The organism is Achromobacter sp. Root565 (assembly GCF_001427425.1).
In the GTDB taxonomy this organism is placed as follows: Bacteria; Pseudomonadota; Gammaproteobacteria; order Burkholderiales; family Burkholderiaceae_B; genus Achromobacter; species Achromobacter spanius_D.
The window spans coordinates 3475959-3499072 of the sequence record NZ_LMGO01000001.1 but is presented as its reverse complement, the minus strand read 5'-3'; the positions used below and the strand labels follow the sequence as shown (position 1 = coordinate 3499072).

The 23114-nt window shown below is 66.0% G+C and carries 17 protein-coding genes; 5 read left to right on the top strand and 12 right to left on the bottom strand.

Features of this window, described 5'->3' with window-relative positions; all coding sequences use genetic code 11:
* Positions 1 to 32 precede the first annotated feature (32 nt).
* The 7 genes from ASD71_RS15515 to ASD71_RS15485 form a co-directional block, all read right to left on the bottom strand.
* A complete protein-coding gene (locus tag ASD71_RS15515; RefSeq protein WP_056565590.1) occupies positions 33 to 839 on the bottom strand; it encodes a VacJ family lipoprotein in 807 nt (268 codons plus the stop codon).
* Positions 840 to 921: 82 nt separating this feature from the next.
* Complete coding sequence (mlaD, locus tag ASD71_RS15510) at positions 922 to 1422, bottom strand: outer membrane lipid asymmetry maintenance protein MlaD (protein WP_056565588.1); 501 nt, start codon at positions 1420 to 1422, stop codon at positions 922 to 924.
* Positions 1423 to 1434: 12 nt separating this feature from the next.
* Entirely contained in the window at positions 1435 to 2223 is a 789-nt protein-coding gene (mlaE, locus tag ASD71_RS15505) for a lipid asymmetry maintenance ABC transporter permease subunit MlaE (protein WP_056565585.1), read from the bottom strand.
* A complete protein-coding gene (locus tag ASD71_RS15500) occupies positions 2220 to 3056 on the bottom strand; it encodes an ABC transporter ATP-binding protein (protein WP_056565582.1) in 837 nt (278 codons plus the stop codon). Before ASD71_RS15500 ends, mlaE begins: the two co-directional genes overlap by 4 nt.
* Positions 3057 to 3431: 375 nt before the next feature.
* Positions 3432 to 4493: a nitronate monooxygenase family protein gene (locus tag ASD71_RS15495; RefSeq protein ID WP_056565579.1), complete on the bottom strand. Its 1062-nt coding sequence runs from the start codon at positions 4491 to 4493 to the stop codon at positions 3432 to 3434.
* An 18-nt stretch (positions 4494 to 4511) separates the two neighbouring features.
* Entirely contained in the window at positions 4512 to 5489 is a 978-nt protein-coding gene (locus ASD71_RS15490; RefSeq protein WP_056565577.1) for a tripartite tricarboxylate transporter substrate binding protein, read from the bottom strand.
* A 26-nt stretch (positions 5490 to 5515) separates the two neighbouring features.
* Positions 5516 to 6745, bottom strand: coding sequence for a YbfB/YjiJ family MFS transporter (locus ASD71_RS15485; protein ID WP_056565574.1), 1230 nt, complete (start codon positions 6743 to 6745; stop codon positions 5516 to 5518).
* A gap of 65 nt (positions 6746 to 6810) precedes the next feature.
* Between ASD71_RS15485 and ASD71_RS15480 the strand changes: the two genes are divergently transcribed.
* Complete coding sequence (locus ASD71_RS15480; protein ID WP_056565571.1) at positions 6811 to 7683, top strand: LysR family transcriptional regulator; 873 nt, start codon at positions 6811 to 6813, stop codon at positions 7681 to 7683.
* A 39-nt stretch (positions 7684 to 7722) separates the two neighbouring features.
* Here the strand turns inward: ASD71_RS15480 and ASD71_RS15475 are convergent, their stop codons facing one another.
* The 4 genes from ASD71_RS15475 to ASD71_RS15460 all read right to left on the bottom strand — a co-directional run bounded on the left by ASD71_RS15475 (position 7723) and on the right by ASD71_RS15460 (position 15991).
* Positions 7723 to 8361: an OmpW family protein gene (locus tag ASD71_RS15475; RefSeq protein WP_056565566.1), complete on the bottom strand. Its 639-nt coding sequence runs from the start codon at positions 8359 to 8361 to the stop codon at positions 7723 to 7725.
* 201 nt (positions 8362 to 8562) lie between these two features.
* Entirely contained in the window at positions 8563 to 10029 is a 1467-nt protein-coding gene (locus ASD71_RS15470; protein WP_056565563.1) for a glutamate synthase subunit beta, read from the bottom strand.
* Between the two features lie 8 nt (positions 10030 to 10037).
* Complete coding sequence (locus ASD71_RS15465; protein ID WP_056565560.1) at positions 10038 to 14777, bottom strand: glutamate synthase-related protein; 4740 nt, start codon at positions 14775 to 14777, stop codon at positions 10038 to 10040.
* Positions 14778 to 15226: 449 nt separating this feature from the next.
* Positions 15227 to 15991, bottom strand: coding sequence for a hypothetical protein (locus ASD71_RS15460; protein ID WP_056565557.1), 765 nt, complete (start codon positions 15989 to 15991; stop codon positions 15227 to 15229).
* Positions 15992 to 16232: 241 nt separating this feature from the next.
* Here ASD71_RS15460 and fghA point away from each other — a divergent pair, with 241 nt between their 5' ends.
* From fghA to rpoH, 3 genes are all read left to right on the top strand, one after another.
* The gene (fghA, locus tag ASD71_RS15455; RefSeq protein ID WP_056565555.1) at positions 16233 to 17099 is read left to right on the top strand and encodes an S-formylglutathione hydrolase; all 867 of its coding nucleotides are present in this window, start codon (positions 16233 to 16235) and stop codon (positions 17097 to 17099) included.
* Between the two features lie 97 nt (positions 17100 to 17196).
* Positions 17197 to 17886: a hypothetical protein gene (locus ASD71_RS15450; protein WP_056565553.1), complete on the top strand. Its 690-nt coding sequence runs from the start codon at positions 17197 to 17199 to the stop codon at positions 17884 to 17886.
* 142 nt (positions 17887 to 18028) lie between these two features.
* Positions 18029 to 18913 (top strand): RNA polymerase sigma factor RpoH, encoded by an 885-nt coding sequence (rpoH, locus tag ASD71_RS15445; protein WP_056565550.1) that lies wholly within the window; start codon positions 18029 to 18031, stop codon positions 18911 to 18913.
* Positions 18914 to 19308: 395 nt separating this feature from the next.
* Here the strand turns inward: rpoH and cpdA are convergent, their stop codons facing one another.
* Positions 19309 to 20148 (bottom strand): 3',5'-cyclic-AMP phosphodiesterase, encoded by an 840-nt coding sequence (gene cpdA, locus ASD71_RS15440; RefSeq protein ID WP_056565547.1) that lies wholly within the window; start codon positions 20146 to 20148, stop codon positions 19309 to 19311.
* Positions 20149 to 20345: 197 nt separating this feature from the next.
* On the opposite strand from cpdA, the gene ASD71_RS15435 reads away from it, so the two are divergent.
* Positions 20346 to 23087 (top strand): cation:proton antiporter, encoded by a 2742-nt coding sequence (locus tag ASD71_RS15435; RefSeq protein ID WP_082578913.1) that lies wholly within the window; start codon positions 20346 to 20348, stop codon positions 23085 to 23087.
* The last annotated feature ends 27 nt before the right edge of the window (positions 23088 to 23114 follow it).

Sequence of the window (23114 nt, the reverse complement as noted above, 5' to 3'; positions counted from 1 at the left end):
CTCCTTCAGTACCGAAAGCGCAAGGCCTCAGCTTACTTGTTCGCGGGTTGCGGCGCAGGCACGGGGGCCGGCGCAGGCGCGGCGGGGGTGTCGTCGCCGTCGTCTTCGTAGTTGGGCAGCGAGCCTTCGTCATCGACGCGGTGGCCCAGCACCATGGCGGCACGGCGTTGCAGGAAGGCGTCGCGCACGAAGCTGTACGGGTCGAGCGCCACGCGGTCGATGGTGTCGGTGGTGTCGAGCAGGTTGGCGCGCGTGTCGACGATGCGCAGGCCCCACAGCGAATTGCGCAGGCGGACGTTGTCGATCGAGTCCACGCCCATGTAGCCGTAGGTGGTGCCATACAGGTCGCCGACCAGGCCGACGCCGTCGCGCACGCTGGAGGCGCCGAAGAACGGCAGCACCAGGTACGGGCCCTGGCTGAAGCCCCAGACGCCCAGCGTGGTGCCGAAGTCGTTGGGGATCTTGCGTGCGCCATTGGCCGAGGCGACGTCGAAGCAGCCGCCCACGCCCATGGTCGTGTTGAACAGGAAGCGGCCAAGCGTGTTGACGAAGTCGTGGCCGCGGCCCTGCAGGAAGCTGTTGGTGCCGGACCAGAGGTCGCCGACGTTGCTGAAGATGTTGTGGATGCAGCTGCGAACGGGCTGCGGCGTCACGAACGTGTAGGCCTGCGCGACCGGCTTGAACACCGCGCGGTCGACCGTGTCGTTGAACTGGTAGACGCCGCGGTTGAAGCCTTCCCAGGGGTCGCGCGGGTCCGGATTCTTCGGGGCGGCGCAACCGGCCATCAGCGCGCCCGCCGCTGCGACGGTGGCAATTCGGGAAATAGCTTTCTTATTCATGATCCGGGTATCCCTATCAACAATTCTTTTGTTATCGCGACGGCGAGACGCAGCGTTGTAACGGCTTGATGGTGCCGCGCCTTTAATCCTGCGCCTTCGGGGCCGATTCCGGCGCGGCGGTCGTGCCTTGCTTTTCCGCCGACCCGTACAGGAACTGGCTGATCAGCTGCTCCAGGACCACGGCGCTTTGTGTATAGCGGATTTTTCCGCCGTCGGTAAAGTTATCTTCTTCGCTGCCGGCGGTGAGGCCCAGGTATTGCTCGCCCAACAGGCCGGAGGTCAAAATGGACGCCGACGAGTCCTTGGGGAACTGGTAGGCCGTTTCCAGATCGACCGAGACGATCGCCTGGAACGTCTTGTCGTCGAAGGAAATGCCCGTGACCCGGCCCACCACCACGCCGGCGCTCTTGACCGGCGCGCGCACCTTGAGGCCGCCTACGTTATCGAAGTTGGCGGTCACGGTATAGGTCGGGGCAAAGGAAAACGTGCTCAAGTTGCCGGCGCGCAACGCCAGGAATCCAAGCGCGATCGCGCCGAGCAATACAAACAGGCCTACCCAGAAGTCGGTTTTTTCGCGTGACATGATCGATCCGTATCAATTTCCAAACATCAAGGCGGTGAGCAGGAAGTCCAGCCCGAGTACCGCCAGGGAGCCCACGACCACGGTACGCGTGGTGGCGCGGGCAACGCCTTCGGGAGTGGGCTTGGCCTGCCAGCCTTCATAAAGCGCCACCAGCGTCACCGTGACGCCGAAGACGACGCTCTTGATGGCGCCGTTGGCGACGTCTTTCCATACATCGACGCCGTTTTGCATCTGCGACCAGAAGGCGCCCGCGTCCACGCCGATGAGCAGCACGCCCACGACCCAGCCGCCCAGGATGCCCACCATGGAGAACACCGCCGCCAGGATGGGCATGGCGATGATGCCGCCCCACAGGCGCGGCACCAGCACCCGGCGTATCGGGTCGACGGCCATGACTTCCATGGCCGATAGCTGTTCGCCCGCTTTCATCAGGCCGATCTCGGCCGTGAGCGAGGTGCCCGCACGGCCCGCGAAGAGCAGCGCGGTGACCACGGGACCCAGCTCGCGCACCAGCGACAGGGCCACCAGCAGGCCCAGGGCCTCCTCGGAGCCGTAGCGGTTCAGCGTGTAGTAGCCCTGCAGGCCCAGCACGAAGCCCACGAACATGCCGGAAACGGCAATGATCAGCAGCGAATAATTGCCGATGAAGTGGACCTGCTGCGACACCAGGCGCGGCCGCGACAGTGCGATGCCGCTGCGCGCCAGCATGGCGCAGAAGAATCGGGTGAAGTAGCCGATGCCGGCGACGCGGGCGCGCACCCAGTGGCCCAGCCCGGCGATGGCGTTATTGGAAGCGCTCATGCTTTGCGCCCTTTCTGTTGCGACAGCCACTTCTGGAAGGCGGGCGTTTCGGGATACTGGAACGCGACCGGACCGTCGGGCTGGCCCTTGAGGAATTGCTGCACGTAGGGGTCCGGCGACGCGGCAAGCATTTGCGGGGTGCCGGCGGCGGCCAGCTGGCCACGGCCCACCAGGTAAACCTGGTCCGCGATGGCAAACGATTCCTGCACGTCGTGGGTGATCAGCACCGAGGCGCAGCCCAGCCGGTCGGCAAGGCTGCGGATCAGGCGGGCGGTGATGCCCAGCGAGATAGGGTCCAGCCCGGCGAAGGGTTCGTCGTACAGGATGAGTTCGGGCTCCAGCACCACCGCGCGGGCCAGCGCCACGCGCCGTGCCATGCCGCCGGAGATTTCGGAGACCTTCAGGTGGGCGGCGGCGCGCAGGCCGACGGCGTCCAGCTTGTCGAGCACCCGGTCGGTGAGTTCGGCCTCGCCGATGCGCGTGTGCTCGCGCAGCGGAAAGGCCACGTTTTCGAAGACGTTCAGGTCGGTGAACAGCGCGCCCTGCTGGAACAGCACGCCCATGCGCTTGCGCAGGGATTGCACGTCGGCGCGGGATGCCGTGCCGATATCCTGGCCAAACGCCAGGACTCGGCCCTGCTGGGCGGTGATCTGGCCGGTGGCCGCGCGCAGCAGCGTGGTCTTGCCGGACCCGGAGCCACCCATGACCGCCACCACTTGGCCGGCCCGGACGTCCATGGAAATATCGCGCAAGACGGTGAAATCACCGTAGCCAAGCGCCACACCTTCCAGGCGCAGGGCGAATTCCGGGGTGCTGCTGGTTTGAGCGGGCATGGGCAACGAAAGGGAGTTTCGGCGGCGGAGCTTGCCCTGCTGTCGTGTCGACACGCGGGACCGAGAACCTGGCCGGCGCGGACAAGACAGGCTGCGTCGGGAAGCGCCCTGTTACTCAGAGCCGGGGACAAGCGTAAGCGTTCGCTCCCGGCGGCGAGGCGCCATTGTAGCCCGACGCTGTGCAATCACAATTGAAGCCACCGCGCGTGGAACAGTGTTTTCGGCTTCAGGAACAATCTGGCGGTGCCCGCGTTGGCGCTGGCAGGCGTTGGCATTGCTCCATGGGTGTCTGACACCCTTGAAGCGCGGTCCCAGCTCACATGCCCCTCACCCGGGTGTCAGACACCCTCTCCCGGGCCGAGCCGCCGCGAGCGCTCAGCGACGCGCCTGCGCCGCCGCCGTTTCCCGGGCCAGCCGCTGGATCAGTTCCGCCGTGGACTCCCTGCGTGCCAACGGCGCGCCTTGGCCGGCCCACAGGGACAGGACATTGATGTTGCCGCTCTTGCCTCCGGCGGTGCGCATGGGGCGCGTCAGCGCATTCTGGAGGGGGTACGGCAGGATGTCGCTGCCCAGAGCGTCCGCGTCCCGCATGAAGGCGTTGGCGATGCCGCGCGCCGGGCGGCCGGAGAAGGCACGGGTGATCCGGGATTGTTCGGCGCGGGAGGCGGACACGACGGCCTTGTAGGCGTCGCTGGCGCCGGACTCGTCCGTGGTGAGAAAGGCCGTCCCCATTTGCGCGAAGTCAGCGCCCAGCGCCAGGGCGGCCGCGATGCCGCGCCCGTCCATGATGCCGCCCGACGCGATGACCGGCACCGAGACGGCGTCCGCCACCTGCGGGACCAGGGCCATCGTGCCGATCAACGACGCCTCGAATGCATCGAGGAAGGTGCCGCGGTGGCCGCCCGCCTCCGCGCCCTGCGCGACGATGGCGTCGACTCCGTCCTGCTCCAGCGCCTGGGCCTCACGGACGGTGGTGGCCGTGCCCACGGTCAGGATGCCCAGCTCGCGGCAGCGGGCCAAAACCGCGGCCGGCAGGCGGCCGAAGGTGAAGCTGAGAACGGCGGGCCGGATGCGCAGCACCGCCTCGAGCTGGCCCGGCAGCGGGTCGGCCTGCGGGCCGGGGGCCTCGGGCGCGGGTAGGCCTAGTTGCTCGTGGTACCGCGCCATCAGGGCCAGCATCCTGCTCGCATCGCCCTGCATGGGCTCGTGCGGCACGGAGGCGAACAGGTTGATGGCAAACGGGCGATCCGTGCGGGCGCGGATCGCTTCGGCGGCCGCTTCGATCTGTTCGGGCGTCATGTAGGCCCCCCCGAGCGATCCCAGGGCGCCCGCCTTCGATGCCTCGGCCACCATGTCCACCGTGGTGGCGCCGCCCGCCATGGGCGCCTGGATGATGGGATGGGTCAGCTTGAGCAATTCAATCAAAGGGGTAGCCATGGGAAAACTCCTGGGAGGTTATTGAAGCTGGATGTTTCCAGCCTTGATGACGTGCGCCCACTTGTCGCTTTCGGTCTTGATGAATGCGGCGAATTCCTCGGGCGTGCCGCCGCCGGCCTGGCTGCCGGTGTCGGCAATGGCCTTCTGCACATCCGGGTCCTTCAGGATGCGGTTGAACTCGGCGTTGAGCTTGGCGATGATCGGCGCGGGTGTGCCGGCCGGCGCCACGATGCCCTGCCAGTTGTAGGACTCGAAGCCCGGCAGGCCGGATTCGGCCATGGTGGGCACGTCGGGCAGCACGGCCAGGCGCTTGGCGGACGTAACGGCAATCGGGTGGATCTTCTTGCCCTGGATGGCGGGCAGCGCCGAATAGCCCATTTCGAACATCATCGCGATGTGGCCGCCCATGAGGTCGGTCGCGGCCAGGCTGCCGCCCTTGTAGGGCACGTGCACGATGTCGATGTTGGCCTGCTCGCGGAACATCTCGCCCGACAGGTGATGCGCGCCGCCCACGCCGGAAGAGCCGAAGGTCAGCTTGCCCGGTTCTTTCTTGGCCAGCGCGATCAGGTCGGCCAGCGTCTTGACGGGCAATTCATTGTTCACGCTCAGGACCAGCGGGCTGTTCTCGATCAGGATGATCGGCGCCAGGTCCTTTTGCGGGTTGTAGGGCATTTCCTTCATCAGCGACGGATTGACCGCCATCGGGGCCAGGTTGCCCGTGCCGATCGTGTAGCCGTCCGGCGCCGCCTTGGCGATGAGATTGGTGCCGACCACGCCGCCTGCGCCCGCCTTGTTCTCGACGACGACCGGCTGGCCCAGCGATTCGCCCAGCTTGCGCGCCAACAGGCGCACGCGGGTGTCGGCAAAGCCGCCCGGCGCGTAGGGCACGATCATGGTGACGGGCTTGGCGGGCCACTCGCCGGTCTGGGCTTGGGCAGCGCCGCCAAGGGCGGCGGTGGCGGCCAGGGCGGCGATCAGGGGGCGTAGTGCTTTCATGCTGGGGACTCCTCTTTACCTGCTTTCTAATTGCTGTGTGGTTGGCCCGAAGGGCCGATGGCATTATGCCCAGCGCCATTGCCATCTGTCGTGACTTTTCCCAGCGCCCAGGCCGACACCGCCAGCAGCGCCGCGCTGGCCGCCAGCACCTGCGGCAGGCCCGCGCCCCAGCGCGCGGCCCACGAGGCCAGCAACGGCCCCAGAATCTGCCCGGCCGCGAACGCCGCCGTCATGATGGCCGCCGCCCGGGGCGCCGCCGGTCCCGACAGGCGGCGCGCGGTCAGCATGCCCGCCTGCGTGATCACCATGAACGTGCCGCCGACCAGCAGCGCCGCGACGATAACGGCAGCGATGTGATGCCAGAGCGCCACGGTCAGCATGCCGGCCGCCATCAGCGCCTGCGCGCCGCGCCACACCTGTCTGTCGTCGCGACCGCGCGCCAGCCGCGGGACCAGCAGGCAGGACAGCGCCGCGGCCATGCCGAAAAGCGGCCACGCCCAGCCGAAGATCGCCGGGTCGGGAAAGATCTCCTTGGCCATGGCCGGCAGGAAGGTGGCGGGAATGATGTAGCCGACCCCGAAGACGCCGTAGTGCAGCGACAGCGCGGCGATGCCGCGCGGCAGGCGGGCTTGCGGCGCGTCGGCGGCCGCCCGGCGGACCGGCGGCGATTGCCGGCTGAGCCCGGGCCACGCGGCCACGGACAGCGCCAGCGCCAGGCCGCCCAGCGCGGTCCAGGTCACGCCAGCGCTTGCGCCCCAGGCCATCAGGGCCAGACAGGCCAGTCCCGTCAGTGCAATGCCCGCGCCCACGCCGGCATACGTTACCGCCGAAGCCGTGGCCTCGCGCGGGTCGCCGGCGGGCACCGGCCGCCATGCGACCACGCAGATGAACGCGCTTGCGCTGGCATAGCCCGCGGCAAGCCGCAGCACCGACCAGCCCGCCACGCTGTGCAGCAGCGGCATGGCCAGCGTCAGCGCGGCCACGGCGGCCAGGCTGGCCGCCAGCGTGGCGCGCAGCCGGCGCACGGGCCAGACGATCGCCGCCAGCGCGCCCAACAGATACCCGGCGTAGTTGGCCGAAGCCATCCAGCCGCCCTGTGCCAGCGACAGGCCGGACTCCTGCGCCATCAACGGCCAGACGGGCGTGAAGGCGAAGCGGCCGATGCCCATGGCCGCCGCCAGCGCAAGCGCCGCGGGCCAGGCCAGGCTGGCCGCGCTGGCCGAGGGGTGGGGGGAAGGGTTAGCAGGCGTTGACATGGAGCCTACTCTACGGCTGTACTAATATCTTGAATAGTGAATTATTAAGAACGTAAGTTCCCAAAATGAGAAACTTGGATCTCGACGCGCTGCAGATTTTCAAGACGGTGGCGGATCAGGGGGGCGTGGCGCGCGCCGCCGCCCATCTGAACCGGGTGCAGTCCAATGTGTCGACGCGCCTGAAGCAGTTGGAATCCTCGCTGGGAACGCCGCTCTTTCGCCGGCAGAACCGCCGGCTGGTGCTGTCGGACCAGGGCCGCGTGCTGCTGTCGTACGCCGACCGCCTGCTGCGCCTGTCCGACGAGGCGCAAGCGGCCGTCCGGGAAGGCGCCCTGCAGGGCGTGCTGCGCATCGGCACCATGGAAAGCACGGCGGCCGCCCGCCTGCCGCCCATCCTGGCGGCCTATCACGCGGCCTGGCCGCAGGTACGCATTGAACTGGTGACCGGCACGTCAGGCGCATTGGCCGCCAAGGTGCGCAATTACGAGATCGAGGCCGCTTTCGTGGCGCAGCCTTTCCCCGCGGAAGGCCTGGCGGCAATGGATGCGTTCAAGGAGGAATTGGCGCTGATCTCGCCGTTGGCGTGGGATCCGATCGGCAGTCCAAAAGACCTGGGCAACCGCAGCGTCATCGCCTTTGCGGCGGGCTGCTCGTACCGGCGCATCCTGGAGTCGTGGTTGAACCAGGAGGGCATTGCGCCCGGCAAGGTGATGGAATTTGCGTCGTATCACGCCATTGTGGCGTGTGTGGCTGCCGGGACCGGAGTGGCAATCGTGCCGCGCTCGGTGCTGGCGGTGCTGGGGGCGGAGCAGACAGTGCGCGTGGGCGCGTTGTCCGGGCCTCATGGGCAGGCGCTTACCCAGCTGGTCTGGCGCGCCGACGACGACACGCCGGCGTTGCAGGCACTGCGCAGCCGGCTGGCGCCGCCGCAGGCTTGAGCGATGCGCGCGAGGCCGCGCGCATCTTCAGGTCAGCGATCAGAAACGGTAGCCAACGCCCACGGTGGCCACCCACGGGTCGATGCGCGCGGTGCCGACGCGTTCGCCGTCCAGCGTCACCTTCGACTTGATGTCGATGTAGCGGATGTCGGCGTTCATGAACCAGCGATCGTTGATCTTGATGTCCGCGCCCAGTTGCGCGGCCACGCCCCAGGAATCGCCCAGTTTCAGGTTCGAGCCCTTCAGCGCGCCTTCGCCCTTGGTGTCGAAGAAGTGGGTGTAGTTGATGCCGACGCCGATGTACGGCTGGATCATGCTGTCGGGCAGGATGTGCCATTGCAGGCTGAGCGTGGGCGGCAATTGCTTGGTGGAGCCGATCTTGCCCAGGTTGCTGCCGCTGACGTCATGCTGGAAGGGCCAGGCGCCCAGCAGTTCGATGCCGATGTTGCGGGTGGCCATGTAGGCCAGGGTGAAGCTGGGGCGCACGTTGTTGCTCACACCCAGCTTGACGCTGCCGTCGAGCACCGTGCCATTGTTTTGCGAGGGGCGGACTTGCGTGACGCCGACGCGGAACAGCACGTCGCCAGCTTCGTGGGCGTGGGCGGGGGCGGCAAAGGCGCCGGCAGCGATCAAACCGGCAATGGCGGTGGCGCGGATACGCCCGTTCAGCGAAAACATTTTCTTCTCCGATCTTTCCGTGTGGGGTGAGACGACAGGTTCTCAGACCGCCCCGTCCCCGTGCTTGACGTGTGTCAAATCGTGAAAAGACCGTTTTCGAAGAGTGGTTATGCCGCAACAGCTGCGGTTAACCGCAACGACAAATAAAAAAACGCCGCCGGCGCGCAAGGCGTCCGACGGCGTTCATAGGTCGTGATGCGATCAACGCGGCAGTTCGCTGCTTCCCATCAGATAGGCATCGACCGAGCGTGCGCACTGGCGGCCTTCGCGGATGGCCCACACGACCAGCGACTGGCCGCGGCGCATGTCGCCGGCGGTGAAGACCTTTTCTACATTGGTGCGGTAGTCGTCGGTGTTGGCGCGCACGTTGCCGCGGCCATCGCGATCCACGCCGAACGCGTCCAGCACGTTCTGCACGGGCGACACGAAGCCCATGGCCAGCAGCACCAGGTCGGCCTTGATCTCGAACTCGGAGCCCTCGACCTCGCGCATCTTCATCTGGCCGGTGGCGTCGTCCTTGAACCATTCGACGCGCGCGCCGACCAGTTTTTCGACCTTGCCGTTGGCGCCTTTGAGCAGCTTGGTGGTCACGGACCAGTCGCGCTCGCAGCCTTCCTCGTGCGAGGACGACGTGCGCATCTTCAGCGGCCAGTACGGCCACGTCATGGTCTTGTTTTCGGACTCGGGCGGCTGAGGCATCAGTTCGAATTGCGTGACCGACGCCGCGCCGTGACGGTTGCTGGTGCCGACGCAGTCGGAACCCGTGTCGCCACCGCCGATCACCACCACGTGCTTGCCCTTGGCCAGCGTCTGGTTGGTGAGGCGGTCGCCGGCCACGGCCTTGTTCTGCTGGCGCAGGAAGTCCATGGCGAAGTACACGCCGTCGAGCTCACGGCCCGGCACCGGCAGGTCGCGCGGCGTCTCGGAGCCGCCGCTCATCACGACGGCGTCGAATTCGGCCATCAGCGATTTCGGCGTGCGCACGGTCAGGCCATCGGCCACGGGATCCTTCGGATCGCCGACGTAGGTCGACGGCGCAAATTCCACGCCCTCGGCTTCCATCTGCGAGATGCGGCGGTCGATCTGGTGCTTCTCGAGTTTGAAGTCGGGAATGCCGTAGCGCAGCAGGCCGCCGATGCGGTCGCTCTTTTCGAACAGGGTCACCGAGTGGCCCGCGCGCGCCAGTTGCTGCGCGCACGCCATGCCGGCAGGTCCCGAGCCCACGACGGCGACCTTCTTGCCCGTCTTGCGCACCGGCACTTGCGGCGCCACCCAGCCTTCGGCCCAACCCTTGTCGATGATCGCGTGCTCGATGGACTTGATGCCGACAGCGTCGCTGTTGATGTTCAAGGTACAGGCGGCTTCGCAGGGCGCCGGGCAGATGCGGCCCGTGAACTCCGGGAAGTTGTTGGTGGAGTGCAGGACGTCCAGCGCGCGGCGCCAGTCCTGCTTGTACACCAGGTCATTCCAGTCCGGGATGATGTTGTTGACCGGGCAGCCGTTGTTGCAGAACGGAATGCCGCAGTCCATGCAGCGCGCCGCCTGCTGCTTGGCCTGATCGTCCGTCAGGTGCAGCACGAATTCGCGCCAGTTCTTCAGCCGCTTCTGCGGGGCCTCGGAGGCCTCCTGCAGACGCTGAAATTCCATAAATCCAGTGATTTTTCCCATGGTATCCCTCACGCAGCCAGTTGTTGCGGGTTGGCTGCACGCCACATTTCACCCAATGCGCGGCGGTAGTCCGTCGGCATGATCTTCACGAATTTGCCGCGCGAGGCTTCCCAGTCACCCAGGATTTCGCGGGCACGGTAGCTGCCGGTGTAGCGGAAGTGGTCTTCCACGAGGCGGCGCAGGATGGACTCGTCCGTCTCGCGTTCGCCACCACGCTGCGCGCTGTGCCAGATGTCGATGTTGTTCAGCGACTGCTGCTCGGCATGCGGCACCACCGATTCCAGTTCCACCATGGACAGGTTCACGCGATGCTTGAGCGTGCGGTCCGGATCCCAGACGTACGCCACGCCGCCGGACATGCCCGCCGCGAAGTTGCGGCCGGTGGAACCCAGCACGACGACAGTGCCGCCGGTCATGTATTCGCAGCCGTGGTCGCCGGTGCCTTCCACGACGGTGGCCGCGCCCGAGTTGCGTACGGCAAAGCGTTCGCCCGCCACGCCGTTGAAGAACGCCTCGCCTGCCAGCGCACCGTACAGCACGGTATTGCCGGCAATGATGTGGTCGGGGCCGAAGCCGCGGAAGTCGTTGGGCGAGCGCACGATGATGCGGCCGCCGGACAGGCCTTTGCCCACGTAGTCGTTGCCTTCGCCCACCAGGTCCATCGTGATGCCGTGCGCCAGGAACGCGCCGAAGCTCTGGCCGGCGGTGCCGTTGCACTGGATGTGGATGGTGTCGTCGGGCAGGCCGTCATGGCCGTAGCGCGAGGCCACGGCGCCGGACAGCATTGCACCGATCGTGCGGTTGCGGTTGCGCACCGGCACGATGAACGAGACCTTCTCGCCACGCTCCAGCGCGGGCTTGCTGCGTTCGATCAGCAGGTGATCCAGCGCGCCGGCCAGGCCGTGGTCCTGCTCTTCGGTCTGGTGCACTTCGGCGTCGGACACCGTCTGGTGGAACACGCGGGTGAAGTCCAGCCCTTGCGCCTTCCAGTGCTCGACGCCCGAACGCATGTCCAGCAGATCCGCGCGGCCGATCAGGTCGTCGAACTTGCGGATGCCGAGCTGGGCCATGATTTCGCGGACTTCCTCGGCGATGAAGAAGAAGAAGTTCACGACGTGCTCGGGCTTGCCCTGGAACTTCTTGCGCAGCGCGGGATCCTGCGTGGCCACGCCCACCGGGCAGGTGTTCAGGTGGCACTTGCGCATCATGATGCAGCCTTCGACGACCAGCGGCGCGGTCGCGAAGCCGAATTCGTCAGCGCCCAGCAGCGCGCCGATGACGACGTCGCGGCCGGTCTTCATCTGGCCGTCGGCCTGCACCCGGATGCGGCTGCGCAGGCGGTTCAGCACCAGCGTCTGCTGCGTTTCTGCCAGACCCAGTTCCCACGGCGTACCCACGTGCTTGATGGACGACACCGGCGATGCGCCCGTGCCGCCGTCATGGCCGGCGATCACGACGTGGTCGGCCTTGGCCTTGGCCACGCCCGCGGCGACCGTGCCGACGCCGACTTCGGACACCAGCTTGACCGAGATCGAGGACTTGGAATTGACGTTCTTCAGGTCGTGAATGAGCTGCGCCAGGTCTTCGATCGAGTAGATGTCATGGTGCGGCGGGGGCGAGATGAGGCCCACGCCCGGCACCGAGTAGCGCAGCTTGGCGATGTATTCCGACACCTTGTGGCCGGGCAACTGGCCGCCTTCGCCGGGCTTGGCGCCCTGCGCCATCTTGATCTGGATCTGGTCGGCGGACGACAGGTACTCGGCGGTCACGCCGAAACGGCCCGAGGCGACCTGCTTGATCTTCGAACGCAGCGAGTCGCCCTTCTTGAGTTCGACGTCGGCTTCGATGCGGTCCGTGCCCAGCACCGAGGCCAGCGTGTCGCCGTCCTTGATGGTGCTCTTGCCTTCGCGCATTTCGGCGCGGTAGCGCAGTTCGTCCTCGCCGCCTTCGCCGGTGTTGGACTTGCCGCCGATGCGGTTCATGGCAACGGCCAGCACCGAGTGGGCCTCGGTCGAGATCGAACCCAGCGACATGGCGCCGGTGGCAAAGCGCTTGACGATTTCCTTGGCCGGCTCGACGTCGTCCAGCGGAATGGCGCGCGACGGGTCGAAGCGGAACTCGAACAGGCCGCGCAGCGTCATGTGACGGCGGCTCTGGTCGTTGATGATCTGCGCGTACTCCTTGTACGTGCGGTAGTTGTTGGCGCGGGAAGCGTGCTGCAGCTTGGCGATCGAATCCGGCGTCCACATGTGCTCTTCGCCGCGGACGCGATAGGCGTATTCGCCGCCGGCATCCAGGTCGTTGGCAAGCACGGGGTCGGCGCTGAAGGCGGCGCGGTGCTGGCGCAGCGCTTCCTCGGCGACCTGGAAGATGCCGATTCCTTCGATGTTGGAGGCGGTGCCGGTGAAGTACTTGTTCACCAGGGCGCTCTGCAGGCCGACGGCTTCGAAGATCTGCGCGCCGGTGTACGACATGTACGTGGAAATGCCCATTTTGGACATGACCTTGTTCAGGCCCTTGCCCAGCGCCTTGATGTAGTTTTTCACGGCCTTTTCGGGGTCATTCATCTTGCCCAGCGATTCGAGCGCCAGGTAGGGGTGAATGGCTTCGGCGCCGTAGCCTCCCAGGAGCGCGAAGTGGTGCACTTCGCGGGCCGAACCGGTTTCGACGACGAGACCCGTGTTGGTGCGCAGGCCGGCGCGGATCAGGTGCTGGTGCACGGCCGAGGTGGCCAGCAGCGCGGGGATGGCCACGCGCTCGCTGTCGACCAGGCGGTCCGACACGATCAGGATGTTGTAGCCGCTGCGCACCGCGTCGACGGCGCGCGCGCACAGGGCCGCCACGCGGGCTTCGATGCCTTCGGGACCCCAGGCGGCGGGATACGTGATGTCCAGCTCGAAGCTGCGGAATTTCTTGCCCGTGACCTGGTCGATGTCGCGGATCTGCGCCATCGCGGCGAAGTCCAGCACCGGCTGGGACACTTCCAGACGCAGCGGCGGGTTGACGTTGTTGATGTCCAGCAGGTTCGGCTTGGGACCGATGAAGGACACCAGCGACATCACGAGCTGTTCGCGGATCGGGTCGATCGGCGGGTTCGTGACCTGCGCGAACAACTGGCGGAAATAGTTGTAGAAGGGCTTGGCGCGGTCCGACAGCACGGCCAGCGGGGCATCGTTGCCCATCGAGCCGATGACTTCCTCGCCGCTCGCGGCCATGGGTTCCAGGATGAACTTGTAGTCTTCCTGGGTCCAGCCGAACGCCTGCTGGCGGTCCAACAGCGACACGGACGATTGCGTGGCGACGGCGACCTGACGCGGCGCGGGCAGCGATTCCAGCTTGATCTGCAGGCGTTCGATCCACTGGCGGTACGGACGGCTGTTGGCCAGTTGCAGCTTGATCTCGGCGTCGTCGATGATGCGGCCTTGTTCCAGGTCGATCAGGAACATCTTGCCCGGCTGCAGGCGCCACTTCTTGACGATGCGGTTTTCGGGAATCGACAGCGTGCCGGCTTCCGAGGCCAGGATGACCATGTCGTCATCGGTGACCAGGTAGCGGGCGGGACGCAGGCCGTTGCGGTCCAGCGTGGCGCCGATCTGGCGGCCATCGGTGAACGCGACCGCGGCGGGGCCGTCCCACGGCTCCATCATGGCGGCGTGGTACTCGTAGAAAGCGCGGCGGCTTTCGTCCATCTGCGTGTGCTGTTCCCAGGCTTCCGGGATCATCATCATCATGGCGTGGGCCAGCGAGTAGCCCGAATTCACCAGCAGTTCCAGGCAGTTGTCGAACGTCGCGGTGTCCGACTGGCCTTCATAGACGATCGGGTACAGCTTCTTCAGGTCGTCGCCCAGCACGGCCGACTGCATCATGCCTTCGCGGGCGCGCAGCCAGTTGAAGTTGCCCTTGACCGTGTTGATCTCGCCGTTGTGGGCGATCATGCGGTACGGGTGAGCCAGCGGCCAGGCGGGGAACGTGTTGGTCGAGAAACGCTGGTGAACCAGCGCAAGCGCGGACACCGTGCGGGTGTCGGCCAGGTCGCGGTAGTAGCGGCCAACCTGATCGGCCAGCAGCAGGCCCTTGTAGACCACGGTGCGCACCGAGGCCGAGGGCACGAAGTATTCCTTGCCGTGCGCCAGGTGCATGTTCTGGATGGCGTGGCTGGCGGTCTTGCGAATGACGTACAGCTTGCGTTCCAGCGCGTCCGGCACCATCACGTCGGCGCCGCGGCCGATGAACAGCTGGCGGATCACGGGTTCGCAGTCGCGCACGGTGGGCGACATGGGCATGTCGACATCCACCGGCACGTCGCGCCAGCCCAGCACGACCTGACCCTCGGCGCGCACCGAGCGCTCGAGTTCCTGTTCGCAGGCCAGGCGCGAGGCCGTTTCCTTGGGCAGGAACACCATGGCCACGCCGTACTCGCCGGGCGGGGGCAGGATGATGCCTTGCTGGCTGAGTTCGTCGCGGTACAGCGTGTCGGGGATCTGGATCAGGATGCCCGCGCCGTCGCCCATGAGCTTGTCAGCGCCGACCGCGCCGCGGTGGTCCAGGTTTTCCAGAATCTTCAGACCCTGCTGGATGATCGCGTGGCTTTTCTTGCCCTTGATGTGGGCAACGAAGCCGACGCCGCAGGCATCATGTTCGTTCTTGGGGTTGTACAGGCCCTGGGCCGAAGGCAGGCCGATGCGGCTGGCATCGACGGGTACTGCCTTGGAGGTGGGACAGGATTCGGTCTTGGTAATTTGGGGCATGGCGCGCTCCGCAGTGGGCCTGCGTCTAATGTTGCAGTGCAGGAGTCGGACAATACCCCCGACGGCAGTAGGGCGCAACAGAAACAAATAGGGTGCGACCCTAATTAAATCAGTGCTCCGTCATAGTGCATAAATATGGGGACACAGCAACAGCCGCGCCGATATTGACTGTCTTTGGGGCAGGTGGTTTGCCACACTGATCCAAGGGCCTGAAACGGTGCAAACTGATGTTATACGTCCCCGTTTAAAAGGGAGTTTTTTCTGTCTGGGATCAACGTCGAGTGTGGCGAAATCGCACGGTATTGGGACGAGGGTTCCGCGACGACACAAGTCAGGGCTCGCGCGTGGGCGCGCAGGTCTCTCGGGTCGACCGAAGTCCTTCTGCTGCAAAGCGGCACAGTGACGCCGGAGGCAGGCAAACAAAACCCGCCGAGATGGCGGGTCGGGGATTAGGAATTGTTGACCGGCGGCGTGGAGGGCGTTGGCGCCGGCGGACTGGACTCGATGTCTGCGGGCGCCGCGGCGGGCTTCTTGCGCGGGCGTCCACGCTGGCCGGGCGCCACGCGCCGGCTGGCGGTGTGCGCCAGGCTGGCAATGAAGCTGGGGCCGCCCAGCGCCCACTGGCCAGAGACCGCCTGGTCGATGCGCTGGGTTTCCTCGCGCGACAGCCCATCTTGCAGCCGCTTGCGGTAATTGGCCTGCCGGTCGAAAGGCGTGTTGCCGCAAGCCCAGTAATCGGCGTGATCGGATTGCCATTGCGCGGGGGCGGCGCTGGTGTTGCCGGTATGGCTGGACGCGGACGACCACGGCCACGAATCGGGATCCTGCGAGGCGCCGCTGCGAACCGGATACGTCTCCAGCCAGACCAGCGAAGGCAGCACCCACGCGCCGGGTTCCAGCAAGGCGGACCGGTATCGACCCGCGAACACCCGGCCGCCGCGCAGCCGTGCCGCGAGATTGCGGCCCAGCGTCTGCATCAACCGGGGCAGGCCTTCTTCGTCGGCCGGCGTGGCAAGAAGCAGGATGCGGTCGTTGGCGAGGAGCCAGCCGTGCACCGATACCCGGTGCCGCTGGGCCGATTCGCCCAGCCACGTGGCGAGCTGATTCAGGATGTCGGCGGGCGCAGGTTGCGATGGCGCCGCCAATGGCTGAATAAAGTTGGCCTGCACCAGTTGGGGCAGCCCAGGGGCATACAGACGGGGCAGACGGGCCATAGTGTCAGGGCTTGCGTATCAGGAAGAACGGGTTGTCTTCACTCACGGTATATAAATAGTGCCACGATGGGCGCTGGTCAAGTCCCGTGACCACAATCTGAGCGCGGAATCGTATTTTTTTGTGGCGGGCGCTCATTGAGGGGCAGGTTAACATTCGGCGACGGAACGTCGCACCGTGGATTCCCCTAATCCACCGACGTTTTACCCCCCGCTTTCCCCCTCTTTCTACCGGAGCAAGTCAATGGCCGCGTCCCTCGAACTCATCTCGCAGCATCGGTGCTTCGGCGGCACGCAGCGCTTTTACCGCCACGACTCCACCGAGATCGGCCTGCCCATGCGTTTTTCGGTCTATGTGCCGCCGCAGGCCGAGCACGGTCCGGTGCCGGTGCTGTTCTACCTGGCGGGCCTGACCTGCACCGAAGAAACCTTCATGATCAAGGCCGGGGCGCAGCGGCTGGCAGCGGAATTGGGCGTCATGCTGGTGGCGCCCGACACCAGCCCGCGCGGTGCCGGCGTGCCCGGCGAGGAAGAAAGTTGGGACCTGGGCACCGGTGCCGGCTTTTATGTCGACGCCACCACGCCCGCATGGCGCGACCACTACCGCATGTACAGCTACGTCACCCAGGAGCTACACGCCATCGTCACCGGCGGCGCGCTGCCGGGCGACGCCTCGCGGACCGGCATCTTTGGTCACTCCATGGGCGGCCATGGCGCGCTGGTGCTGGCGCTGCGCAACCCCGGCAAATTCCGTTCGGTCTCGGCATTTGCGCCGATCGCGGCGCCCAGCCAATGCCCGTGGGGCAAGAAGGCTTTCGGCGCCTACCTGGGCGCGCAAGCCGAGGATTGGGCGGCCTACGATGCGTCCGCCCTGATGCGCGGATTGCAGCAGCCCTTCCCTGGCGGCATCCTCATCGACCAGGGCGACGCCGACCAATTCCTGGCCGAGCAGTTGTATCCCGAGGTATTTGAGGCCGCCTGCGCCGCCGCCGGACAGCCGCTCACCCTGCGCCGCCAGGCCGGCTACGACCATGGCTATTACTTCATCTCGACGTTCATCGAAGATCACATCCGGTTTCACGTCGAGCGGCTTGGAAAACCGGGCGCCTGAAGACGCGCTTCTATACTGGGAAGCCTGCCGCGGCGGGTGGCGGCTTCCTGCGCCCGCCGCGCTGCACACCGCGGCGGCTTGAATAGGAACGCCTGATTTGATCAACGGAATCGCTCCCTTCGCCTGGATCCTGCTGGGCGCCGTCATCGTTCTCTTGCCCGGCATCGTCATGCTGCTGGGCCGGGGCGGCCCTCGCGACGAGCGCGGTCGCCGCATGTTCCAGTTCCGGCCGATCCGCCGCGCGTGTGGCTTGCTGCTGGTGTGCCTGGGGTGCGTATCGGGCCTGCTCGCGCTGTCGCTGGTACAGTTCGTACGCCTGACCACCGACCAGCCGGTCGCCCGCATCGACATCCGCCAACAGGCCGAGGGCCAGTTTCAGGTCAACGCCAACGCCCCGGGCATCGGCGACAAGCAATATGTGCTGTACGGCGACCAATGGCAGATCGACGCCCGTGTCGTGCGCTGGAAACTGCCGGCGCTGATGGCGGGCGTGCCGCCGCTGTACCGGTTGGAGCGCCTGTCGGGCCGCTACAGCGACGCCGCCCGCGAAGCCACGGCCACGCGTTCGGTGCATCCCCTCGATGACTGGCCCGCGCCGGACCTCGGATCCCTGAAGAAAAGTTTTCCGAACTGGTTCCCCTTTGTCGATGTCCAATTTGGCAGCGGCGCCTACATGCCCCTGTTCGACGGGGCCCGCTACCAGGTCTTCATGGACCCGCGCGGCGCGCTTTTCATCCGTCCGGACGGCGAAGCCACCGCCGAAGGGCTGAAGCGCCTGGGATGGTGAAGGGCTCCCGGCGCACCGAATAAATGGGGACGCGCTACAGGAATGAAACTTTGACGCGTCGCAACAGTCGAATTAGCACTCCTATTACTTGAGTGCTAACATCGAATTCATGTCGTTATCTCGCCATCCGGAGACCCCCGCTATGAAGCAACCCAGTACCTCGTTGACCGCCTCCGGCAACGCTCTGGCGTTGGCCATCGCCAATCCGGGCGCTCTCGGTACGATCGACGCTTATATTTCCGCGGTCAACCGCCTGCCGGTGTTGTCCGCGGATCGCGAAACAGAACTCGGCCGCCGCCTGCGCGACCAGGAAGACCTGGGCGCCGCCCGCGAGCTGATTCTTTCGCATCTGCGTCTTGTGGTGTCCGTGGCCCGTCAGTATCTGGGTTACGGCCTGCCCCACGCCGACCTCATCCAGGAAGGCAACGTCGGCCTGATGAAGGCCGTCAAACGTTTCGACCCCGAGCGCGGCGTGCGCCTGGTGTCGTTCGCCGTGCACTGGATCAAGGCCGAAATCCACGAATACATCATCCGCAACTGGCGGCTGGTCAAGGTGGCCACGACCAAGGCGCAGCGCAAGCTGTTCTTCAACCTGCGCAGCATGCGTCCCGACGGCCAGACCCTGGACCCGGATCAGGTCGACCACATCGCTCGCGAGCTGAACGTGCGCCACGAAGACGTGAGCGAAATGGAAGTCCGCATGTCCGGCCGCGACATGTCGCTGGAAAACCAGGACGATGACGACGACAGCTACGCGCCGATCGCCTACCTGTCCGACGAGGGCCGCCAGGAACCCACGCGCGTGCTGGAGCGCGCCGCGCGCGATCATCTGCAAAGCGCCGGCCTGACCACTGCGCTCGAAGCGCTGGATCCGCGCTCGCGCCGCATCGTCGAAGCCCGCTGGCTGCAGGACGACGGCGGCGCCACGCTGCACGAGCTTGCGCAAGAGTTCGGCGTGTCGGCCGAACGCATCCGCCAGATCGAAGCGGCGGCGCTCAAGAAGATGCGCGGCAACCTCGCTTCGTGATTCCTGCTCCGCGCACGAAAAAGGCCGCACATTGCGGCCTTTTTCTTTGGCGTGTGACATCCGCGCTTCTTGCAGCGGGTATCCCTGGCGGCAGGTGGCCAATAAATTGATACAAATTCGGGGGCAAATTTTCTGCGTTCGCAGAAACTTAATGAGGAAGGCGCCGCCTAACTTCATGTAGACCGCGAACTTCGGTTAGCAGTCTTGTCATCCGTCTCGGCTTCTCCTCTTTCCCCTCCCCTATGAGACGGATGCTTGCGGGGCACCTAGCATATCGGTGCCCCGTTTTTTATGCGCGCTCGGAACGCAGCGCACATCCAAAACGCAGCCTCCATATATAAAACGCAGCCCCATTTGGAACGCAGCGCGCATATCGCACGCAGCCCCCAAACAGATCAAGCTGCGCGCGCGCTGTCTGGCGCTTGCAGCGCGGTGTGCCACAGCGCGTCCTGCACGCGGCGCACGCCGGTTGCCATCGACCCATCCTGATACAGCTTGATCCACCGGTAGCCCGGCGCCATGTTGTCGACGATGTGCTTGCCGTCGCGGATGCTGAACTGAAAGCACGTTGACGGCGTGGCCAGCATGCGCAGATTGTGGCGGCGGCGGTCGAACTCGTGGTGCACATGGCCCCACAGCAGCACGCGCACCTGCGGAAACCGCGCCAGCAGCTTGAAGAGCGCCTGCGGGTTGTCGATCATCATCGAGTCATGCCAGTGGCTGTCGATCTGCATCGGGTTGTGATGCATCGCCACCAGCGTGTGGCGGTTGGGCGCCTGGGCCAGCGCCGCTTCCAGCATGTCGAGTTCGCTGTTGCACAGATGGCCTGCGTTCGATCCGGGCACCGTCGTGTCCAGCGTGACGATGCGCCATGCGCCCACGTCCGTCACCGGCATCGACCAGTCGGACAATTCCTGGCGCAGGACGGACGGTTGATCGTGGTTGCCCGGCAGGCAGCGGATGGTCGCGCGATCCAGCGCGGCCGATTCGGACAGGATGCGCGCAAAGCGCTGGTAGCCTGCGGCCTCGCCATCCTGCGACAGGTCGCCCGTGGCGAGCAGCAGGTCGGGATGCTTGCCGTCGGCCTCGATCTGGCGCAGTACGGCGCGCAGGCTCGCGTCGGTATTGACGCCCAGCATCGACGTTTCGGGCTCGCCGAAAAGATGGCTATCGGTCAACTGGACGAGCATCGCGGGCGCGTCGTGGCGCCGGGTCAAGGTGTGGATGCGTGCCACGTGCCGCTCCTGCAAAAGTTCGCGTGATGCCACATTACCCAAAAAACATGGCGCGGCACGTATCGCAAGCGTCCATTGGGGTAACGAAACGTGCATTCTCCACGATTCCCGTCACGTCCCGCCCGCGAGCGCCGGAAAAAAGCCGCTATTCTTGTGGAACTTCTCATACGCACTACGATCGGGACGCGGCGCTACCCATGGATGTTGGTTTTCTCGTATTTGGTCTTGCGGGCCTGCTCACGCTGGTCTGCTTCATGCCGCCCCTGGCCGGCCGCGTCAAGCTGCCTTATTCGGTGCTGCTCGCTATCGTTGGCTGTCTGCTCGGGATCGTCATTCACGTGCACGGCTGGGCGCCCGCCTGGATCGGCGACTTTCTCGATTCGCTGGAGCGCTTTGAGATCTCGTCAGAGACCTTCCTGATGGTGTTCCTGCCGGTGCTGCTCTTTGAGACGGCACTGTCGATGAACGTGCGGCGGCTGATGGACGACATCGGTCCGATCCTGATGATGGCCATCGTGGCCGTGGTTGTCTGCACCGTCGTGGTCGGCGTAACGCTGGACGCCATCTCGCCCTACGGGCTGGTGGTGTGCCTGCTGCTCGGCGCCATTGTGGCCACGACCGATCCGGTGGCGGTGGTCGGCATCTTTCGCGAAGTGGGCGCGCCCAAGCGACTGACCACGCTGGTCGAGGGCGAAAGCCTGTTCAACGACGCGGCGTCCATCGCGCTGTATTCCGTGCTGCTGGCGGTGCTGAGCGGGAAGGGCGAGCTGTCCGTCAGCGGCATCTTCAACGACTTCATCGTGCACTTCATCGGCGGCGGCGTGGCCGGCTTTGCGATGGGGCGCCTGGCCTGTTTCCTGTTTGCCTGGCTGCGCGGCTTTCCCACGGCCGAGATCACGCTGACCCTGACGCTGGCCTATCTGTCCTTCTTCATTTCCGAGCACTACCTGAATGTCTCGGGCGTGGTCGCCACCGTGATCGCGGGTCTCGTGGTGGGGTCCACCGGCCGCACGCGCATGTCCCCCACCACCTTCGAGCATCTGTCCAGCGCGTGGGAGCAGTTTGGCTTCTGGGCCAATTCCCTCATCTTCCTGTTTGCCGCCATGCTGATCCCCAAGCTGATGGCCGCGGCCGATTGGCAGGAACTGGTGCTGGTGGGCGTGGTGTTCGTCGTGACGCTGGTGGCGCGCGGGATTGTGGTGTTCGGACTGCTGCCGTTGTTGGGCCTGACGCGGTTGGGCACCAAGGTCAGCAATCCCTACAAGGTGGTGATGCTGTGGGGCGGACTGCGCGGCGCCGTGTCGCTGGCGCTGGCGCTAGCGGTGACCGAACAGACCGGCGTGCCCGAAGAGGCGCGCCAGTTCATTGCCGTAGCCACGACCGGGTTCGTGCTGATGACCTTGTTCGTCAACGGCATCAGCTTGCGGCCGCTGATCCGGATGCTCGGGCTGAACCAGCTGTCGCCCGTGGAGCGCACCATCCGCAACCAGGTGCTGGCCGTGGCGCTGGAAGACCTGCAGGGCAAGACCGAGGAAGTCGCCAAGGCCGAGCATATCGGCAACGAAGTGCGCGACCGCATCCGTGCGGTGTTCGACGCCAGCCTGGCCAGCGTGCACGACGGCCGGGTCAGCCAGATGACCGACGAGCAGCGCGTGGCCGTTGGCTTGGCCATCGTGGCGCAGCGCGAAGAGGAAATGTTCTTCGACATCCTGAAGGCGCAGATCGTGGACTGGCGCATGGCCGAAACGCTGCTGGCGCGGGCCGAGCGGCTGGAAGACGCGATCCGGCTGGGCGGCGTGGAGGGCTTCGAGCGCGCCATTGCCGCCGACGTCCGCTATTCGACGGGCTTCCGGCTGGCGCTGCGGCTGCATTACGTATTCGGATTTCAAGGCTGGCTGGCGCGCGAGCTTGGCCAACGCTTTGCCAACCTGATGAGCAAGCGGTCGGTCGCGCAGCGCTTGATCGGCTTTGCCCGCGAACAGATCACGCCGCTGCTTGGCGAAGAGGCCACGCAGCGCATCGTGTCGCTGCATCAGCGACGCCTGGACCTGATCGAAAACGCCATGCAGGCGCTGAACCTGCAATATCCGTCGTACGCCCAATGGCTGCAGGAAAGCTATCTGGGCCGAGTAGCCCGCGAGCTCGAACGCATCCGCTACCGCGACATGCTTGAGCAGTTCCTGATCAGCGGCGAAGTCTATGCCGACCTGACCGAGCAACTGAAAAGCCGCTGGGCGCACATCGACAAGCATCCGCCGCTGGACATCGAAATGAGCGCGGCCGAACTCATCAAGCGCGTGCCGCTCTTTGAAGGCCTGTCGCCCGATTCGCTGCGTGCCATCAGCAAGCTGCTCAAGCCGCGCCTGGCCCTGCCGGACCAGCGGGTCCTCACCAAGGGGCGGCACGGCGAGGAGATGTGCTTCGTGGCATCAGGCGCGGTGGCGGTCCATCTGCCCGACAACACCATGATCGAACTGGGCAGCGGCGAATTCTTTGGCGAGCTGGGCCTGCTGGGCGAAGAGCAACTGACGCCGGACGTGACGTCGCTGGGGTACAGCAAGCTTTTGATGCTGTCTTCGCGCGACTTCCATGCGCTGCTGGCCCGCGACGAAAACCTGCGTGACCGCATCCAGGTGGTGGCCAAACAGCGGTTGCGCGCGATTGAAGTCTGGAAGCAGTTTTCGCAGGCCTCCGCGGCGGCGGCGGCCACGCCCGCGCCGGTCGCAGGACCTAGTCCGGCGCAGGCGGCCGAAGCCGCAGAAGCGGCGGGCGCCGGCGGTCCGCCGCAAGCCGAGGATCTGCGGGCGGCGCGTGAGCTGCGCGGCGAGCCTGCGGACGGCGATGATGTGTCGGGCGCCGCTGCGTCGGGCGCCGACGCGTCGGGCCCCGCCGCGCCAGGCGGTCCCGTGCTGGGAGCGCCGGAACCGGCGTCCCGTTAGACGTAGTCTGCCGGGGGCGCCATCGCG

What these genes read in the sequence shown, in the direction of transcription:
- fghA (WP_056565555.1), top strand. Translation starts at nt 16,233, where the DNA reads ATGGCCGCGTCCCTCGAACTCATCTCGCAGCATCGGTGCTTCGGCGGC.
- rpoH (WP_056565550.1), top strand. Translation starts at nt 18,029, where the DNA reads ATGAAGCAACCCAGTACCTCGTTGACCGCCTCCGGCAACGCTCTGGCG.
- ASD71_RS15475 (WP_056565566.1), bottom strand. Translation starts at nt 8,361, where the DNA reads ATGTTTTCGCTGAACGGGCGTATCCGCGCCACCGCCATTGCCGGTTTG.
- ASD71_RS15465 (WP_056565560.1), bottom strand. Translation starts at nt 14,777, where the DNA reads ATGCCCCAAATTACCAAGACCGAATCCTGTCCCACCTCCAAGGCAGTA.
- mlaD (WP_056565588.1), bottom strand. Translation starts at nt 1,422, where the DNA reads ATGTCACGCGAAAAAACCGACTTCTGGGTAGGCCTGTTTGTATTGCTC.
- ASD71_RS15460 (WP_056565557.1), bottom strand. Translation starts at nt 15,991, where the DNA reads ATGGCCCGTCTGCCCCGTCTGTATGCCCCTGGGCTGCCCCAACTGGTG.
- ASD71_RS15495 (WP_056565579.1), bottom strand. Translation starts at nt 4,493, where the DNA reads ATGGCTACCCCTTTGATTGAATTGCTCAAGCTGACCCATCCCATCATC.
- ASD71_RS15480 (WP_056565571.1), top strand. Translation starts at nt 6,811, where the DNA reads ATGAGAAACTTGGATCTCGACGCGCTGCAGATTTTCAAGACGGTGGCG.
- ASD71_RS15500 (WP_056565582.1), bottom strand. Translation starts at nt 3,056, where the DNA reads ATGCCCGCTCAAACCAGCAGCACCCCGGAATTCGCCCTGCGCCTGGAA.
- ASD71_RS15485 (WP_056565574.1), bottom strand. Translation starts at nt 6,745, where the DNA reads ATGTCAACGCCTGCTAACCCTTCCCCCCACCCCTCGGCCAGCGCGGCC.
- ASD71_RS15490 (WP_056565577.1), bottom strand. Translation starts at nt 5,489, where the DNA reads ATGAAAGCACTACGCCCCCTGATCGCCGCCCTGGCCGCCACCGCCGCC.
- ASD71_RS15515 (WP_056565590.1), bottom strand. Translation starts at nt 839, where the DNA reads ATGAATAAGAAAGCTATTTCCCGAATTGCCACCGTCGCAGCGGCGGGC.
- mlaE (WP_056565585.1), bottom strand. Translation starts at nt 2,223, where the DNA reads ATGAGCGCTTCCAATAACGCCATCGCCGGGCTGGGCCACTGGGTGCGC.
- ASD71_RS15435 (WP_082578913.1), top strand. Translation starts at nt 20,346, where the DNA reads ATGGATGTTGGTTTTCTCGTATTTGGTCTTGCGGGCCTGCTCACGCTG.
- ASD71_RS15470 (WP_056565563.1), bottom strand. Translation starts at nt 10,029, where the DNA reads ATGGGAAAAATCACTGGATTTATGGAATTTCAGCGTCTGCAGGAGGCC.